Origin of the sequence: Pseudomonas sp. FW300-N2A2, from assembly GCF_017351735.1 — a bacterium.
GTDB classification, from domain to species: domain Bacteria; phylum Pseudomonadota; class Gammaproteobacteria; order Pseudomonadales; family Pseudomonadaceae; genus Aquipseudomonas; species Aquipseudomonas migulae.
Window position 1 is genome coordinate 1 of the sequence record NZ_JACNDU010000013.1, and the last position, 16,429, is coordinate 16,429.

Consider the following 16,429-nt stretch of genomic DNA (forward strand, 5'->3'; position numbering starts at 1 on the left):
CGTAAGGGCGAAACCATAAGCCGCCGTGACCGAAGAAACGGATATGCCCACACCCAACTTATGGACTCTGAAAGACTTTATTGTGTTTCCGAATATGCACTACACAAAATTTTCACAAAGCCTCCAAGACAATTCGCCCGCGCCAGCCGTGCAGATCAGTAATCAATGGCAATGCCGCGGTTGATCGTGCAACATTTGCGCACCGCGCAAACCCCGGGGCCGAGAACTGGCCAACAGAGGGCAGGGCGCAGCTGTAATTTTGAAACTTCAACTTCCAATGGGTCCTAAAACGACATGGCAATCCCGGACGCCCTGAGTCAGCAGCGAGCTTCTAGTCGCCTGCTGCAACCGACCGTCAAATCGCATCTGGCCTACACGCTGCTGTGTGCCCTGGTCATGATGGTCATGTTCAGCCTGCTGCGCGTCGCGCTGCTGGTCTACAACCGCGAGATGATCCTCGACACCCCGGCCTCGACCTTCTTCGAAGCGTTCGCCAACGGCCTGCGCTTCGACCTGCGCCTGGTGGTCTACCTCAGCATTCCGCTGTTGCTGGCGCTGTTCAGCGCCCGGGCCATGGCGGCCCGCGGGTTCTTCCGTTTCTGGCTGACCATCGCTTCGAGCATCGCGCTGTTCCTCGGCCTGATGGAAATGGACTTCTACCGCGAGTTCCACCAGCGCCTCAACGGCCTGGTCTTCCAGTACGTGAAGGAAGACCCGAAAACCGTAATGAGCATGCTTTGGTACGGATTCCCGGTGGTTCGCTACCTGCTGGCCTGGGGCGTGGGCACGTTGATCCTGACCCTGGCGTTCAAGGGCGCCGACCGCGCGACCCGTCCTCGCGGTCCATTCAGCGGCGGCAGCATCGGCACGCGCCAGATCGCCCCGTGGTATGCGCGCATTGTCGTGTTCGTGGTGTGCCTGCTGGTTTGCGTGGTCGCGGCTCGCGGCACTCTGCGCCAAGGCCCGCCACTGCGTTGGGGTGACGTCTACACCACCGACTCCAACTTCGCCAACCAGCTGGGCCTCAACGGCACATTGTCGCTGGTTGCGGCAGCCAAGAGCCGGATGTCCGAAGATCGCGACAACATCTGGAAAGCCACGCTGCCACAGCCGCAAGCTCAGCAAATCGTGCGTGACATGCTGGTGATGCCGAACGACAAACTGGTGGATGCCGAGACCGCAGCGGTGCGTCGCGATTACACGCCGCCGGCCGACAAGACTCTGCCGATCAAGAACGTCGTCGTGATCCTGATGGAAAGCATGGCCGGTCACTCGGTCGGCGCCCTCGGTGCACCGGGCAACATCACGCCGTACCTCGACAAGCTGTCGAAGGAAGGCCTGCTGTTTGACCGCTTTTTCTCCAACGGCACCCACACCCACCAGGGTATGTTCGCCACCATGGCCTGCTTCCCGAACCTGCCGGGTTTCGAATACCTGATGCAGACCCCGGAAGGCAGTCACAAACTGTCCGGCCTCCCGCAATTGCTCAGCGCCCGCGACTATGACGACGTGTACGTCTACAACGGCGACTTCGCCTGGGATAACCAGTCGGGTTTCTTCAGCAGCCAGGGCATGACCAACTTCATTGGTCGTAACGACTTCGTCAACCCGGTGTTCTCCGATCCGACCTGGGGTGTGTCCGACCAGGACATGTTCGACCGTGGTCTGGTCGAGCTCAAGGCGCGGGAAAACGGCAAGCCGTTCTATGCGTTGCTGCAAACCTTGTCCAACCACACGCCATACGCCTTGCCGACGCCATTGCCGGTCGAGCGCGTGACCGATCGTGGCAGCCTGAACGAGCATTTGACCGCCATGCGTTACGCGGACTGGGCGCTCGGTCAGTTCTTTGAAAAGGCCCGCAAGGAGCCTTACTTCAAGGAAACCCTGTTTGTCATCGTCGGTGACCACGGTTTCGGCAACGAGCGCCAGATCACCGAAATGGACCTGGGCCGTTTCAACGTGCCGATGCTGATGATCGCACCGGGCATCCAGGACAAATTCGGCAAACTTGACCACACGGTAGGCACGCAGATCGACATCGTACCGACCATCATGGGTCGCATCGGTGGCGAAGTGCGTCATCAGTGCTGGGGGCGTGACCTGCTCGACCTGCCGGAAGGCGACACCGGTTTTGGCGTGATCAAACCGTCGGGCAGCGAACAGACCACGGCCATTGTCACGGCGGATCAGATTCTGGTCTTGCCGAAAGAAAAGGAAATGGAGCCGAAGATGTATCAGTACGAACTGGGCGCGACACCTCACGCCGAGATCGTACCGAATGCACCTCGCACTGCCGAGCTGAAACTCAAGCTCGAAGCGTTCCTGCAAACGGCGACCAAGAGCCTGATCGACAACACCGCCGGTGTCGTTGACGGCAAGCCGGACTAAGCGTTGACGCAATAAAAAAGAGGCCCTTCAAGGGCCTCTTTTTTTTGCCTGTCAGATCTTTATATCTTGCCGAGTAACAGCAAAATCAACAGCACCACCAACACCACGCCGATGATACCCGACGGGCCATAACCCCAACTTCTGGAATGAGGGAAGACCGGCAGACCACCTACCAGCAGGAGGATCAGAATAATGATTAGTATTGTGCCCATGTCTATTTCCTTGTCGGAAGTGTTCTGAAATTGCCTGGTGTTAATTGTCAGCTGGACTGCAATAAACCCGAGCTGCTTGTAAATTCCGACTGGTGCACTTGAAAGAAAATTCCAAGTTTTTTTAATGTTTTTCGAAGAAAGGCTTATTTCGTTTTCAGGGGCCTGGTTGATACAGGCGCGCTCACGGTTTGCTCGCGCCATTCAGCAATCTGATGGAGCGTGGGTCGGGCAAGGTCCTTCGCTACACTCGACGCATCTTCCCCGGAACAACAAGGCTGTTTGCTATGCAAAATCGCATGATGATCACTGGCGCGGGCTCGGGCCTGGGTCGCGAAATCGCGCTGCGCTGGGCACGTGAAGGCTGGCAACTGGCTTTGTCGGATGTCAGCGAACCCGGTCTGCAGGAAACCCTGAAACTGGTTCGCGAAGCCGGCGGCGATGGCTTTATCCAGCGTTGCGACGTGCGCGATTACAGTCAGCTGACCGCGTTCGCCCAAGCCTGTGAAGTCAAGCTCGGCGGCATCGATGTCATCGTCAACAACGCCGGTGTCGCCTCGGGCGGGTTCTTCAGCGAGCTGTCCCTGGAAGACTGGGACTGGCAGATCGCGATCAACCTGATGGGCGTGGTCAAGGGTTGCAAGGCGTTCTTGCCGCTGCTGGAAAAAAGCAAAGGCAAGATCATCAACATCGCGTCGATGGCCGCCCTGATGCAAGGCCCGGCGATGAGTAACTACAACGTGGCCAAGGCCGGTGTGGTGGCGTTGTCCGAAAGCCTGCTGATCGAACTGGCGCACCAGGAAGTTGGCGTGCATGTGGTGTGCCCGTCGTTCTTCCAGACCAACCTGCTGGACTCTTTCCGTGGTCCGACACCCGCCATGAAAGCGCAGGTTGGCAAGTTGCTGGAAAGTTCGCCGATTAGTGCGGCCGATATTGCCGACTACATCTATCAGCACGTCGCCGCCGGCGAATTCATGATCCTGCCCCACGAACAGGGCCGTATGGCCTGGGCGCTGAAGCAGAAGAACCCGCAACTGCTCTACGACGAAATGACCCTCATGGCCGATAAAATGCGCGCCAAGGCCAAACAGACCGCAGGCTGAACTTGCCCGCGCACAACGTCGCCGTTAGGGTGGCCGCCATCGGTCATCCTCGCGAGACGTTCGCATGCTCAATTACCTGTGGTTTTTTCTTGCCGCGCTGTTCGAAATCGCCGGCTGCTTTGCCTTCTGGATGTGGTTGCGCCAAGGCAAAAGCGTCTGGTGGGTGGTGCCGGCGCTGCTCAGCCTGACCTTGTTCGCGCTGCTGCTGACCCGTGTCGAGGCGAGCTACGCGGGGCGGGCTTATGCCGCCTACGGTGGCATCTACATCATTGCGTCGATTGGCTGGCTGGCAGTGGTCGAACGGATTCGCCCGCTCGGCTCTGACTGGATCGGCGTGGCGCTGTGTGTGATCGGCGCAAGCGTCATCCTGTTTGGCCCGCGTTTTTCCGCTGCCTGAAGCAAAGCCTCGGTTTGTAAGACGTTTCCTTAGGAGGTGTTCGCCTTGCGCTGTAGGGCGGGACTGTTTTGCCCTCGTCGCATTGAAGGCCCGCCGCGTGCCGGGCATCTTCAGGGTTCGATAACCCTGAAGGACGAATGCCATGCTTGTACTCAGCCGCGTTGTGGGCGAAATGATTTCCATCGGTGACGACATTTCGGTGCGTATTGTCGCCGTCAACGGCAACACGGTGCGCTTCGGCGTCGACGCGCCGCAAAACGTCAATGTGCACCGTGCCGAAGTCTACAAACGCATCCAGGTCAAACTGGCAAAAACCAAAGGGCGATGAAGGCGTCAGTCGAACAGATGCTTGGGCACGTCGTGCTTGAGCATCAACTGGCATTGCTCGCTTTCCGGGTCGAAGACAATCAGCGCCTGACCTTTGGTCAGGGCCTGGCGAACACGCAATACGCGGGTTTCCAGCGGCGTGTCATCGCCGTTGTCGGTGCCGTCACGGGTCACGAAATCCTCGATCAGGCGGGTCAGGGTGTCGACTTCAAGTTGGTCGTGGGGAATCAGCATAGGCACCTCGGCTAAACAATGGCGCGATGCTACGGCGAATGATGGGTGGCGGCTAGTCTGGACCTGATGTGTTGCCTGATAGATCGCCATCGCCGGCAAGCCTCGCTCCTACAGACTTTGCGTCGATCCGAAGTAATGTGATCAACGCGAAACCTGTAGGAGCGAGGCTTGCCCGCGAAGACGTCAGTCCAGTCAATGAAAACTCCGGATCAGCTATCCGACCGCTGCCCCACCAGACTATCCACCGAAGGCACCCGCGTATCGCTTTCCATCTGCGTGTCATGTTCAATCTGATGACTGAAGCGGTCCAGCGAACCCTTGGCCGGTTGCGCATCGCTGGCGAACACCGGCGGGCTGAGGATGTAGGCGCCGAGCAGGCGACTGAGCGCCGCGAGGCTGTCGATGTGGGTGCGTTCGTAGCCGTGAGTCGCGTCGCATCCGAAGGCGAGCAGGGCGGTACGAATGTCATGGCCGGCGGTGACCGCCGAATGGGCATCGCTGAAGTAGTAGCGAAACAAGTCGCGGCGCACCGGCAACTCGTTGTCTCTGGCCAGTCGCAGCAAGTGCCGCGACAAGTGATAGTCATAAGGCCCGCCGGAATCCTGCATCGCCACGCTGACCGCATGTTCGCTGGAGTGCTGGCCGGGCGCGACCGGTGCGATGTCGATACCGACGAATTCGCTGACGTCCCACGGTAACGCCGCCGCTGCACCGCTGCCGGTTTCCTCGGTGATGGTGAACAGCGGATGACAGTCGATCATCAGCTCTTCGCCACTGTCGACAATCGCTTTGAGTGCCGCCAGCAGCGCAGCAACGCCGGCCTTGTCGTCGAGGTGCCGGGCGCTGATGTGGCCGCTTTCGGTGAACTCCGGCAACGGGTCGAACGCGACGAAATCGCCGACGCTGATCCCCAGGGAATCGCAATCGGCGCGGGTCGCGCAGTACGCGTCGAGGCGCAGTTCGATGTGATCCCAGCTGATCGGCATCTCGTCCACCGCCGTGTTGAACGCATGCCCGGACGCCATCAGCGGCAACACGCTGCCACGGATCACGCCGTTGTCGGTAAACAGGCTGACGCGGCTGCCCTCGGCGAATCGGCTGGACCAGCAGCCGACTGGCGCCAGGGTCAGGCGACCGTTGTCTTTCACTGCGCGAACGGCGGCGCCGATGGTGTCGAGGTGGGCGGAAACGGCGCGGTCGGGGCTGTTTTTCTTGCCTTTAAGCGTGGCGCGGATGGTGCCGCGGCGAGTCATCTCGAAAGGAATGCCCAGCTCTTCAAGCCGCTCGGCGACGTAACGCACGATGGTGTCGGTGAAACCGGTCGGGCTCGGAATGGCGAGCATTTCCAGGAGGACTTTTTGCAGGTAGTTGAGGTCGGGTTCCGGGATTTTATGGGTCATGGAAACTCCTGATGAGTTGAGCGCATCGATGGTTTCGATGAGGGTAATTTGCGGTGTCTGTGAGGCCGTCTTCGCGGGCAAGCCTCGCTCCTACAGGGAATAGCGTCGTGCGCGATATTCCAAACGACGCAAAACCTGTAGGAGCGAGGCTTGCCCGCGAAGGGGCCGGTTCAGGCACCACATCACTAAGAGACCGCCGGCTGACTATGCGGAAACAACAGATCCACAAACCGCTCGGCCGTCGGCTGCGGCTCATGGTTGGCCAGGCCGGCGCGTTCATTGGCTTCGATAAACACGTATTGCGCCTGATCCGCCGCAGGCACCATCAGGTCGAGCCCGACCATCGGAATGTCCAGCGCCCGCGCCGCGCGCACGGCGGCCTCCGCCAGCGTGGGATGCAGGATCGCCGTGACATCTTCAAGCACACCGCCGGTATGAAGATTCGCCGTACGCCGTACGAACAAATGTTCACCCGCCGGCAGAATGCTGCTGTAGTCGTAACCCGCTGCCTGCAACGTGCGTTCGGTCTCGTGGTCCCGCGGGATTTTGCTTTCACCGCTGGTGGCCGCTTGCCGCCGCCGACTCTGGGCGTCAATCAGCGCACCGATGGAATGCTGCCCGTCGCCCACCACTTCGGCCGGTCGGCGAATCGCCGCCGCCACCACCTCAAACCCGATCACCAGAATCCGCAGGTCGAGGCCTTCGTGAAAGCTTTCCAGCAGCACGCGGCTGTCGAACTGACGGGCTGATTCGATGGCTTGCTGGACGTCTTCGATGGTCCGCAGATCCACTGCCACCCCTTGACCCTGTTCGCCATCCAGCGGCTTGACCACCACCCGCTCGTGTTCGTCGAGAAACGCCAGGTTGTCATCGGCGTTGCCCGCCAGTTGCTGGCTCGGCAGATTCAGACCGGCCGCCTTCAACACTTTGTGCGTCAGGCTCTTGTCCTGGCACAGGCTCATGCTGATGGCGCTGGTCAGGTCACTCAGCGACTCGCGGCAACGTACTCGCCGTCCGCCGTGGCTGAGGGTAAACATCCCGGCCTCGGCATCATCGACCTGCACATCAATGCCGCGACGATGGGCTTCCTCGACGATGATCCGCGCGTAGGGGTTGAACTCGGCCTCAGGACCGGGGCCGAGAAACAACGGTTGGTTAATGCCGTTCTTGCGCTTGATCGCAAAGGTCGACAGGTTGCGAAAACCGAGCTTGGCGTAAAGACTTTTCGCCTGGCGATTGTCGTGCAGCACGGACAGGTCCAGGTAACTCAGGCCACGGCTCATGAAGTGTTCGATCAAATGCCGTACCAGCACTTCACCGACGCCGGGCCGCGAACAGTGCGGATCGACCGCCAGGCACCAGAGGCTGCTGCCGTTTTCCGGATCGTTGAACGCCTTGTGATGATTGAGGCCCATGACACTGCCGATGACCGCGCCGCTGTCCTCGTCCTCGGCCAGCCAGTACACCGGGCCGCCCAGATGACGCGGGGTCAGCAGACGGGCGTCGATCGGCAACATGCCACGCGCCTGATACAACTGATTGATCGCCTGCCAGTCGGCATCGCCTTGCGCACGACGAATGCGAAAGCCGCGAAACACGCGGGTTGCCTGTCGGTAATCGCTGAACCACAAGCGCAAGGTGTCCGACGGATCGAGAAACAACTGGGCCGGCTCCAGCCCCAGCACTTGCTGGGGCGCGGCGACATAGAGGGCGATGTCCCGTTCGCCCGGTTGCTCGTTCAACAACTCTTGGGCGAGGCTTGCCGGGTCGGGGAACGTATGGCCGATCAACAACCGGCCCCAGCCGCAATGCACGGCAATCGGCGCGGTTCCCAGTTCACTGCCGTCTTCAGCCAGACGTGCCTGCAAGCGTTCGTAGGAGGGCGCCTGACCGCGCAACAAGCGTTGGCTGTACGCCGTGGCGTGAGGTTTCATCGATCAGATTCCTTGTTCACTGAGCCACAGGTTCAGCGCCGCCAATTGCCACAGCTTCGAGCCGCGCAACGGGGTCAACTGGCCTTGTGGATCGGTCAGCAAACGGTCGAGCATCGCCGGGTTGAACAGGCCACGATCCTGGCTCGGGTCCAGCAGCAATTCGCGCACCCAGTTCAGCGTGTCGCCCTGCAAATGCTTGAGACCCGGCACCGGGAAGTAACCCTTTTTACGGTCGATGACTTCGCTCGGAATCACCAGTCGCGCCGCTTCTTTCAGCACTTGCTTGCCGCCGTCCGGCAGTTTGAATTTGCCCGGCACCCGGGCTGACAATTCCACCAGGCGATAGTCGAGAAACGGCGTGCGTGCCTCCAGGCCCCAGGCCATGGTCATGTTGTCGACGCGTTTGACCGGGTCGTCCACCAGCATCACCGTGCTGTCCAGACGCAAGGCTTTGTCCACCGCCGCATCGGCACCGGGCTGTGCGAAATGTTCCTTCACGAAATCGCCGGCGGCGTCATTCGCGGTCAGCCATTTCGGCTGTACGGTGGCGGCGTAATCCTCGTAGCTGCGATCAAAGAACGCATCGCGGTACGCCGCGTACGGATCGGCCGCGCCATCGACCTGCGGATACCAGTGATAACCGGCGAACAATTCGTCCGCCCCCTGGCCGCTTTGCACCACTTTGCAATGCTTGGCCACTTCGCGGGACAACAGATAGAACGCGATGCAGTCATGGCTGACCATCGGCTCGCTCATCGCGCGGAAGGCGGCGGGCAGTTGCTCGATGATCTCTTGTTCGTCGATGCGCAGTTGATGATGTTGGGTGCCGTAATGCCTGGCGATCAGATCCGAATACTGGAACTCGTCACCGCGCTCGCCGCCGGCATCCTGGAAACCGATGGAGAAGGTCGACAGGTTTTCTACGCCGACCTCCCGCAACAGACCGACGAGCATGCTCGAATCGACGCCGCCCGACAGCAACACGCCGACGTCCACCGCTGCCCGTTGACGAATCGCCACCGCATCGCGGGTGCTGTCGAGTACGCGGTCGCGCCAGTCTTCGAGGGTCAGATTTTTCTCATCCTCGTGTGGGCCGTAGGGCAGGGTCCACCAGGTTTTCTGCTCGGTGGTGCCGTCTGCTTCGATGCGCATCCAGGTGGCGGGCGGCAGCTTTTCGATGCCGGCCAGCAAGGTGCGCGGCGCCGGGACCACCGCGTGGAAGTTCAGATAATGATTGAGCGCCACCGGATCGAGGATCGGATTGATATCGCCGCCCTTGAGCAACGCCGGCAGCGCAGAAGCAAAGCGCAGGCGCTGGCCGGTGCGCGACAGGTACAGCGGCTTCACGCCGAGACGGTCACGGGCGATGAACAGGCGCTTGGCGTCACGCTCCCAGATAGCGAAGGCAAACATGCCGTTGAGCTTGGGCAACAGCGCTTCGCCCCAGGCGTGGTAGCCCTTGAGCAGCACTTCGGTGTCGCCGCCGGAATAGAAGGCGTAACCGAGGGATTCAAGTTCGGTACGCAGTTCGGGGAAGTTGTAGATCGCGCCGTTGAAGGCCAGGGACAGGCCCAGTTGATGGTCGACCATCGGCTGCGCCGAGCCGTCCGACAGGTCCATGATTTTCAGGCGACGATGACCAAGGGCAATCGGCCCCTGGCTGTGAAAGCCCCACGCGTCAGGGCCGCGAGGCGCCAGGTGATGAGTGATTCGTTCAATGGCTGCAAGGTCTGCAGGTTGATGATCAAAGCGTAACTCGCCAGCTAATCCGCACATAAAGTCCTTACCGGTTTTTCCGTTGGGGAGGGTCAATCGATACCGCGCCCAAAAGGCAGGTACTCAGAAACTGACCCGGTGGGATCGTGGGAGTTTTAGATCGATAAGTAATAAAGGTGTTGGGTGCGTGCCAAGGCTTTAAGTGCAAAACCTGGTATGCCCGGTAGCCAGGTGCCTCATTTGCCTCGAATCAATCGGCGCAAGGCGAAGCGGTTCGGATGACACGCCTCGGCCACGGCTCTTGGTAATGGCAGCGGTTCGTTATCCAGCCACGCGGCGAGCAATTCGCCTGACAACGGCGCGGTGATCAACCCTCGGGAACCGTGGCCGCTGTTGACATACAAACCGTCCAGCCATGGGCAAGGGATGTCCGGGGTTTGCCGGGCATCCTTGCTCAAGGCGCTGTAGGCGTCGGCGAACGCCTGGCCGTCGGCCAGTGGGCCGACAATCGGCAAGTAATCCGGGCTGGTGCAACGAAACGCTGCGCGGCCTTCAAGTGTTTCAGGTTGCAATGCATTTGCGCCGAGCCGAGCGACCAGGTCTACCGAGATTTCTTCAAGCATTTGCAGATTGCCTGCATGTTCGGCAGCGGTCGGGGTCAGGTCATCGGAGTTGAAATCAAAACTGGCGCCCAGGGTGTGTTCACCCAAACGAGCTGGCGCGACATAACCTTCGGCGCAGACGACGGTGCCCAGCGCCTGGCTTTCAGTCGTCTGTGGCAGGCGAGTGATTTGCCCACGAATGCGTTTGAGTGGCAGCTCGCTGCTATAACTAAAACGCTTGATCTCGGCAGCCCCGGCCAGTACCACCACCGGGGCATCGGCCAGCACGGTTTCGCCATCCAGGGCTTGCCAGTGTCCGTGCGCTCGGCGCAACTCCAGCACATCGTGATGGGGCAGGATCTGTATGTTCGGGTGCGCCGCTTGCCATTGGCACAGGGCGGGCGGGTGCACCCAGCCGCCTTCGGGGTAGAACAGGCCACCCGATTGCAGCGCGATGCCGGCGCGGATTTCGGCCTGCGCTTGATCGAGCGTGTGCAGCAAGTCCTCGGGAAACGCTGCGGCCAACTGCGCCTGACGCTCCGCTTCCTTGGCATTGAAGGCCAGTTGCAGCACGCCGCAGTCGTCCCAGTCGAGACCTCGATGCAACTGCTCAAGCAAGCGGCGGGTGTGGCCGAAGCCGCTGACGATCAATTGCGATAATGCGGTGCCATGGGCGGAAAGCTTGAGGTACAAAACCCCTTGAGGATTGCCCGAGGCTTCCTGCGCCAGTGCCCCGTGACGCTCCAGCAGACTGACTTGCCAACCCCGCGCCGCGAGGCTGGCGGCTGTCGCGCAACCGGCGAGGCCGGCGCCAATCACCAGGGCCCGACGTTCGCCGGTCAGGGGGGCCGGACGCGCAAACCACGGTTTTGCCATGACGGGCTTCGTGACCTCCTCAGGCCAACCGAGAAACACCCCGCGCAGGATTTCCCATTTGTGGCCGATGCCGGGCGTGCGTTTCATCTTGAAGCCTGCGGCATTCAACAGACGACGTACCCAACCGGTGCTGGTGAAGGTGCTGATCGTCGAGCCGGGCGCCGCGAGTCGGGCCAGCTCGACAAACAGTTCGGCGGTCCACATGTCGGGGTTTTTCGCCGGGGCGAAACCGTCGAGAAACCAGGCATCGATCTGCGCGTCCAGCTGTGGCAACTGTTCCAGCACATCGCCGATCAGCAGCGTCAGGGTGATGCGTCCGTGGTCCAGGATCAGGCGCTGGAAACCTTGATGGATCGCCACGTATTGCGCCAACAGTTGATCGGCAAACGGCTTGAGTTCCGGCCACAAGGCCAGCGCCCGCTGCAGGTCGGGCAGGCTCAGCGGGTACTTTTCGACACTGACAAAATGTAACCGCGCACCGGCCACCGCGTGCTGCTCGAACAACTGCCAGGCGCACAGGAAATTCAACCCGGTACCAAAACCGGTCTCGCCAATCACCAGTTTTCCGTCCACCGGCAATGCCGCGAAACGCTCACGCAACGCGTTCTGTTCGAGGAAGACGTAACGGGTTTCGTCCAGCCCGGACAGGTTGGAAAAATACACATCATCGAACACCCGCGAGCGCGGGAGACCTTGGTCGTCCCAGTCGAGCTGGGCGTGGGGCAGTACAGGTTTCATGGCAGGCTCGGCAACGGCAAGGCGACCATTCTAGCCGATCGCCGAGTCGCTGCTTGATCCATGGCAACGTCCAGATCTGGCCAGGCAGTGAAAATGGGATTTCTCCCACGCAGGAGAGGTCAATCCGCTAGTCTTGTTCAATCCTGGAAGGAGCCGCCCCATGTTCGAATCTGCTGAAATCGGTCACGTCATCGACAAAGAAACCTATGAAGCCGAAGTGCCGGCGCTGCGTGAGGCACTGCTCGAAGCACAGTTCGAACTTCAGCAGCAAAAACGCTTTCCGGTGATCATTTTGATCAACGGCATCGAAGGCGCCGGCAAGGGCGAGACCGTGAAGCTGCTCAACGAGTGGATGGACCCGCGCCTGATCGAGGTCCGCACGTTCGATCAGCAGACCGACGAAGAACTGGCGCGACCACCGGCCTGGCGCTACTGGCGGATGCTTCCGGCCAAGGGCCGCATGGGCATCTTCTTTGGTAACTGGTACAGCCAGATGTTGCAGGCCCGGGTTCATGGCGTGATCAAGGAACCCCGGTTCGATCAGAGCATCAACGGTGCCGAACGCCTGGAAAAGATGTTGTGCGACGAAGGCGCGCTGATCTTCAAGTTCTGGTTCCACCTTTCCAAGAAGCAAATGAAGGACCGCCTCAAGGCCCTGGCCGACGACCCGCTGCACAGCTGGCGCATCAGCCCGCTGGACTGGCAGCAATCGGAGACTTACGACAGGTTCGTCAAGTATGGCGAACGCATTCTGCGCCGCACCAGCCGCGACTATGCGCCGTGGCATGTGATCGCCGGGATGGACCCGCGCTATCGGAGCCTGGCGGTCGGCAAGATTCTGCTTGAAGGCCTGCAAGGCGCGTTGAAAAGGCCGAAGATTCACCCGGATAAAGTCAGCGCCGCACCACTGGCCAGCAGTGTCGATCTGGTGAACCTGCTCGACAGCCTCGACCTGAACCAACACCTGGAAAAGGAAGACTACGAAGAACAACTGATCACCGAGCAGGCGCGTTTTTCCGGGTTGATGCGCGACAAACGCATGCGCCGGCACGCCTTGATCGCCGTGTTCGAAGGCAACGACGCGGCCGGCAAGGGCGGGGCGATCCGCCGGGTGGCCGCCGCGCTCGATCCTCGGCAATACAGCATCGTGCCGATTGCTGCGCCCACTGAAGAAGAGCGGGCGCATCCGTACCTGTGGCGATTCTGGCGACATATTCCGGCACGGGACAAATTCACCGTGTTCGACCGTTCCTGGTATGGCCGGGTGCTGGTGGAGCGTATCGAAGGCTTTTGCAGCCCGGCCGACTGGCTACGCGCCTACGGTGAAATCAACGACTTCGAAGAGCAGATCGCCGATGCCGGAGTGATCGTGGTCAAGTTCTGGCTGGCCATCGACAAACAGACGCAACTGGAGCGCTTCGAAGAGCGCGAACAGATCCCCTTCAAGCGCTTCAAAATCACCGAAGACGACTGGCGCAATCGGGATAAGTGGGAGGCCTATCGCGGCGCGGTCGGCGACATGGTCGACCGTACCAGCACCGAAATTTCCCCTTGGACGCTGGTGGAAGCCAACGACAAGCGCTGGGCCCGGGTCAAGGTTTTGCGCACGCTCAACCAGGCGCTGGAAGCGGCGTTCGAAAAGTCCGACAAGCATGAAAAGAAACTGAAAAAGCCCAAGACTTGAGCCGATGGTGACGCATACGCGGGGTGAATGATTGTCGCGACCGGTCACGGCTGGACTTATGCTCGATCCACTCTCAACCGACAACAATAATGAGGTATGCCATGCGTGAAGTGGTGATCGTCGACAGCGTGCGGACCGGCCTGGCCAAGTCCTTTCGCGGCAAGTTCAACCAGACCCGTCCGGACGACATGGCGGCCCACTGCGTCAATGCACTGCTGGCGCGCTCGGGCATCGACCCGGCCAGCGTCGAGGATTGCATCGTCGGCGCCGGCTCCAACGAAGGCGCCCAGGGCTACAACATCGGTCGCAACGTCGCGGTGCTGTCGCGCCTGGGCACCGGCACCGCCGGCATGACCCTCAACCGTTTCTGCTCATCGGGCTTGCAGGCGATTGCCATCGCTGCTAACCAGATCGCTTCGGGCTGCAGCGACATCATCGTCGCCGGTGGTGTCGAATCCATCAGCCTGACCATGAAAAGCGTCAACACCGACAACCTGATCAACCCGCTGCTGAAAGAGCAGGTGCCGGGCATCTACTTCCCCATGGGCCAGACCGCCGAAATCGTTGCGCGTCGTTACAACGTCAGCCGCGAAGAACAGGATCTGTACGCCCTGCAAAGTCAGCAGCGCACCGCTCAGGCGCAGGCCGCCGGGTTGTTCGACGACGAAATCGTGCCAATGGCGGTGAAGTATCGGGTTGAAGACAAGGCCACCGGGCAGGTGCAGATCCTCGATGGCGTCGTTGATCGCGATGACTGCAACCGTCCGGACACGACCCTGGAAAGTCTGGCCGGGTTGAAGCCGGTATTTGCCGAAGACGGTTCGGTGACGGCGGGCAACTCGTCGCAGCTGTCCGACGGTGCGTCCATGACCCTGGTGATGAGCCTGGAGAAAGCGCTGGAACTGGGGTTGAAGCCGAAGGCGTTCTTCCGTGGTTTCACTGTAGCGGGCTGCGAACCGGATGAAATGGGCATCGGCCCGGTGTTTTCGGTGCCGAAGCTGCTCAAGGTCAAGGGTTTGCAGGTGGCCGACATTGACCTGTGGGAACTCAACGAAGCGTTCGCCTCGCAATGCCTGTACAGCCGCAACCGGCTGGGGATCGATAACGAGAAGTACAACGTCAATGGCGGCTCGATTTCCATCGGTCACCCGTTCGGCATGACCGGGTCGCGTCAGGTCGGGCATCTTGTGCGGGAATTGCAGCGACGTAAATTGCGCTACGGCATCGTCACCATGTGCGTGGGTGGCGGGATGGGCGCGACCGGGTTGTTTGAAGCGGTGCGGTAAACCTTAAAGTTTGTGGTGATTATTACATCGCCATCGCCGGCAAGCCGGTCTCGCTCCCACAGGGATCAGGTGTGCGACATTGATCCACTGTGGGAGCGAGCCTGCTCGCGATGAAGGCGCCTCGGTCTATCGACGGGCGCTCAGAACCTGCATCCGCGCGATGTAAGCCTCAATCTCCCGCGCAGCCGCCTCTGGGTTTTCAAACGGCCCCTCCAGGGTGTTTTCCCGGGTGCTGAAATACAACTCTCCATTCACCCGACACATCCGGTCACTGCGAAAGTGCACGGCGGGGGCGTTGTCCTGGGCGCGCATGCCGTACATGGCGGTCTCCTGAAGGGGGCTGCTGTTGGCGGATCCAATGAGCTTATGCATGAACCACTTGCAACGCCTGGCCAGCCGATCAGCGGCACATCGCCAATTTATTGCTGCGACCCGCACAGTTTCATTTGCGTCCGGCAGCCAACTGTCCCTGTGTACCAGGCACCGCTGAGCCTAGAATGACGGCTCTTGCCATCTGGCTTTGAGGTACGCATGCACATTTCATCGGGGCGCTGGGTTTATGGTCTGTTCCTGGCCTTGTTGACTGCGTTTTTGTGGGGAATCCTGCCGATCAAGCTCAAGCAAGTGCTGCTGGTGATGGACCCGGTCACGGTGACCTGGTTTCGCCTGATGGTGTCCGGCGGCTGCCTGTTCATTTACCTGGCAGCGACCCGACGCCTGCCGAGCCGCAAAGTGCTCGGCCCGCGCGGTGGCTGGCTGGTGGTGATGGCGGTGCTCGGTCTGGTGGGCAACTACGTCCTGTACTTGATGGGCTTGAACCTGCTCAGTCCTGGCACGGCGCAATTGGTGGTGCAGATGGGCCCGATCATGTTGCTGATCGCCAGCCTGTTTGTGTTCAAGGAACGCTTCAGCGTGGGGCAGGGGATTGGCCTGCTGGTGTTGCTGATCGGTTTCGGACTGTTTTTCAACCAGCGTCTGGTTGAGTTGTTCACCTCGCTGAGCGACTACACGGCGGGTGTGCTGCTGGTGTTGTTGGCGTCCACGGTCTGGACGTTCTATGCCCTGGGGCAGAAGCAGTTGCTGACGGTGTGGAATTCGTTGCAGGTGATGATGGTGATTTACCTGTTCTGCGGGTTGTTGCTGACCCCGTGGGTACACCCGCTGGAAGCGCTGCAACTGAATCCGCTGCAAGGCTGGCTGTTGCTGGCGTGCTGCATGAACACCCTGATTGCGTATGGCGCATTTGCCGAAGCTCTGGCGCACTGGGAGGCGTCGCGGGTGAGTGCGACGCTGGCGATCACGCCGTTGGTGACGTTCGCGGCGGTGGCCATGGCGGCCTGGTTATGGCCGGAGTATGTGCATGCCGAAACGATCAATGGCCTGGGGTATGGCGGGGCAGTGCTGGTGGTGCTGGGATCGGCGCTGGTGGCGTTGGGGCCTTCGTTGATTGCGGGGCTCAAGGCACGGCGCATACGGATGGCAGCAGGTTAATCTGCGTTATCGTTCATCGCGAGCAGGCTCGCTCCCACAGGAGT

14 protein-coding genes are annotated in these 16,429 nt (G+C 60.6%); 7 read left to right on the forward strand and 7 right to left on the reverse strand.

From position 1 onward, the window contains the following. The first annotated feature begins 294 nt into the window (after positions 1 to 294). Positions 295 to 2,388: an LTA synthase family protein gene (locus tag J4E42_RS17185; RefSeq protein ID WP_207285733.1), complete on the forward strand. Its 2,094-nt coding sequence runs from the start codon at positions 295 to 297 to the stop codon at positions 2,386 to 2,388. Between the two features lie 59 nt (positions 2,389 to 2,447). On the opposite strand, the gene J4E42_RS17190 is transcribed toward J4E42_RS17185, so the two are convergent. After that, positions 2,448 to 2,606 (reverse strand): DUF3309 family protein, encoded by a 159-nt coding sequence (locus J4E42_RS17190; RefSeq protein WP_174602692.1) that lies wholly within the window; start codon positions 2,604 to 2,606, stop codon positions 2,448 to 2,450. A gap of 278 nt (positions 2,607 to 2,884) precedes the next feature. Between J4E42_RS17190 and J4E42_RS17195 the strand changes: the two genes are divergently transcribed. The 3 genes from J4E42_RS17195 (at position 2,885) to csrA (ending at position 4,425) form a co-directional block, all read left to right on the forward strand. Next, the gene (locus tag J4E42_RS17195) at positions 2,885 to 3,700 is read left to right on the forward strand and encodes an SDR family oxidoreductase (RefSeq protein ID WP_008034550.1); all 816 of its coding nucleotides are present in this window, start codon (positions 2,885 to 2,887) and stop codon (positions 3,698 to 3,700) included. A 64-nt stretch (positions 3,701 to 3,764) separates the two neighbouring features. Next, positions 3,765 to 4,097 carry a YnfA family protein gene (locus J4E42_RS17200; protein ID WP_008034549.1) on the forward strand — a complete coding sequence of 111 codons (333 nt, stop codon included), beginning with the start codon at positions 3,765 to 3,767 and terminating at the stop codon, positions 4,095 to 4,097. Between the two features lie 142 nt (positions 4,098 to 4,239). Next, positions 4,240 to 4,425, forward strand: a complete 186-nt coding sequence (gene csrA, locus J4E42_RS17205; protein ID WP_207285734.1) for a carbon storage regulator CsrA — start codon at positions 4,240 to 4,242, stop codon at positions 4,423 to 4,425. A 5-nt stretch (positions 4,426 to 4,430) separates the two neighbouring features. Here csrA and J4E42_RS17210 read toward each other — a convergent pair whose 3' ends face one another. The 5 genes from J4E42_RS17210 to mnmC all read right to left on the reverse strand — a co-directional run bounded on the left by J4E42_RS17210 (position 4,431) and on the right by mnmC (position 11,924). After that, the gene (locus J4E42_RS17210; RefSeq protein WP_003199186.1) at positions 4,431 to 4,658 is read right to left on the reverse strand and encodes a YheU family protein; all 228 of its coding nucleotides are present in this window, start codon (positions 4,656 to 4,658) and stop codon (positions 4,431 to 4,433) included. Positions 4,659 to 4,867: 209 nt separating this feature from the next. Next, on the reverse strand, positions 4,868 to 6,058 hold the full coding sequence (locus J4E42_RS17215; RefSeq protein WP_008040932.1) for an osmoprotectant NAGGN system M42 family peptidase: 1,191 nt from the start codon (positions 6,056 to 6,058) through the stop codon (positions 4,868 to 4,870). A gap of 185 nt (positions 6,059 to 6,243) precedes the next feature. Further along, complete coding sequence (gene ngg / locus J4E42_RS17220) at positions 6,244 to 7,992, reverse strand: N-acetylglutaminylglutamine synthetase (RefSeq protein WP_207285735.1); 1,749 nt, start codon at positions 7,990 to 7,992, stop codon at positions 6,244 to 6,246. A 3-nt stretch (positions 7,993 to 7,995) separates the two neighbouring features. Beyond that, on the reverse strand, positions 7,996 to 9,768 hold the full coding sequence (locus tag J4E42_RS17225) for an N-acetylglutaminylglutamine amidotransferase (RefSeq protein ID WP_207285736.1): 1,773 nt from the start codon (positions 9,766 to 9,768) through the stop codon (positions 7,996 to 7,998). Between the two features lie 176 nt (positions 9,769 to 9,944). Then, entirely contained in the window at positions 9,945 to 11,924 is a 1,980-nt protein-coding gene (gene mnmC / locus J4E42_RS17230; RefSeq protein ID WP_207285737.1) for a bifunctional tRNA (5-methylaminomethyl-2-thiouridine)(34)-methyltransferase MnmD/FAD-dependent 5-carboxymethylaminomethyl-2-thiouridine(34) oxidoreductase MnmC, read from the reverse strand. 160 nt (positions 11,925 to 12,084) lie between these two features. Between mnmC and pap the strand changes: the two genes are divergently transcribed. Together pap and J4E42_RS17240 are read left to right on the forward strand one after the other, a co-directional pair. Beyond that, positions 12,085 to 13,608, forward strand: a complete 1,524-nt coding sequence (gene pap, locus J4E42_RS17235) for a polyphosphate:AMP phosphotransferase (protein ID WP_207285738.1) — start codon at positions 12,085 to 12,087, stop codon at positions 13,606 to 13,608. Positions 13,609 to 13,709: 101 nt separating this feature from the next. Further along, on the forward strand, positions 13,710 to 14,894 hold the full coding sequence (locus J4E42_RS17240; RefSeq protein WP_207285739.1) for a thiolase family protein: 1,185 nt from the start codon (positions 13,710 to 13,712) through the stop codon (positions 14,892 to 14,894). A 126-nt stretch (positions 14,895 to 15,020) separates the two neighbouring features. On the opposite strand, the gene J4E42_RS17245 is transcribed toward J4E42_RS17240, so the two are convergent. Next, positions 15,021 to 15,215, reverse strand: coding sequence for a DUF6316 family protein (locus J4E42_RS17245; protein ID WP_207285740.1), 195 nt, complete (start codon positions 15,213 to 15,215; stop codon positions 15,021 to 15,023). Positions 15,216 to 15,425: 210 nt separating this feature from the next. On the opposite strand from J4E42_RS17245, the gene J4E42_RS17250 reads away from it, so the two are divergent. Continuing rightward, on the forward strand, positions 15,426 to 16,385 hold the full coding sequence (locus tag J4E42_RS17250; RefSeq protein ID WP_207285741.1) for a DMT family transporter: 960 nt from the start codon (positions 15,426 to 15,428) through the stop codon (positions 16,383 to 16,385). The last annotated feature ends 44 nt before the right edge of the window (positions 16,386 to 16,429 follow it).

Bases quoted from the DNA above. Each gene is read 5' to 3' on its own strand.
- J4E42_RS17185 (WP_207285733.1), top strand. From the start codon at position 295: ATGGCAATCCCGGACGCCCTGAGTCAGCAGCGAGCTTCTAGTCGCCTG.
- J4E42_RS17195 (WP_008034550.1), top strand. From the start codon at position 2,885: ATGCAAAATCGCATGATGATCACTGGCGCGGGCTCGGGCCTGGGTCGC.
- J4E42_RS17200 (WP_008034549.1), top strand. From the start codon at position 3,765: ATGCTCAATTACCTGTGGTTTTTTCTTGCCGCGCTGTTCGAAATCGCC.
- csrA (WP_207285734.1), top strand. From the start codon at position 4,240: ATGCTTGTACTCAGCCGCGTTGTGGGCGAAATGATTTCCATCGGTGAC.
- J4E42_RS17210 (WP_003199186.1), bottom strand. From the start codon at position 4,658: ATGCTGATTCCCCACGACCAACTTGAAGTCGACACCCTGACCCGCCTG.
- J4E42_RS17215 (WP_008040932.1), bottom strand. From the start codon at position 6,058: ATGACCCATAAAATCCCGGAACCCGACCTCAACTACCTGCAAAAAGTC.
- ngg (WP_207285735.1), bottom strand. From the start codon at position 7,992: ATGAAACCTCACGCCACGGCGTACAGCCAACGCTTGTTGCGCGGTCAG.
- J4E42_RS17225 (WP_207285736.1), bottom strand. From the start codon at position 9,768: ATGTGCGGATTAGCTGGCGAGTTACGCTTTGATCATCAACCTGCAGAC.
- mnmC (WP_207285737.1), bottom strand. From the start codon at position 11,924: ATGAAACCTGTACTGCCCCACGCCCAGCTCGACTGGGACGACCAAGGT.
- pap (WP_207285738.1), top strand. From the start codon at position 12,085: ATGTTCGAATCTGCTGAAATCGGTCACGTCATCGACAAAGAAACCTAT.
- J4E42_RS17240 (WP_207285739.1), top strand. From the start codon at position 13,710: ATGCGTGAAGTGGTGATCGTCGACAGCGTGCGGACCGGCCTGGCCAAG.
- J4E42_RS17245 (WP_207285740.1), bottom strand. From the start codon at position 15,215: ATGTACGGCATGCGCGCCCAGGACAACGCCCCCGCCGTGCACTTTCGC.
- J4E42_RS17250 (WP_207285741.1), top strand. From the start codon at position 15,426: ATGCACATTTCATCGGGGCGCTGGGTTTATGGTCTGTTCCTGGCCTTG.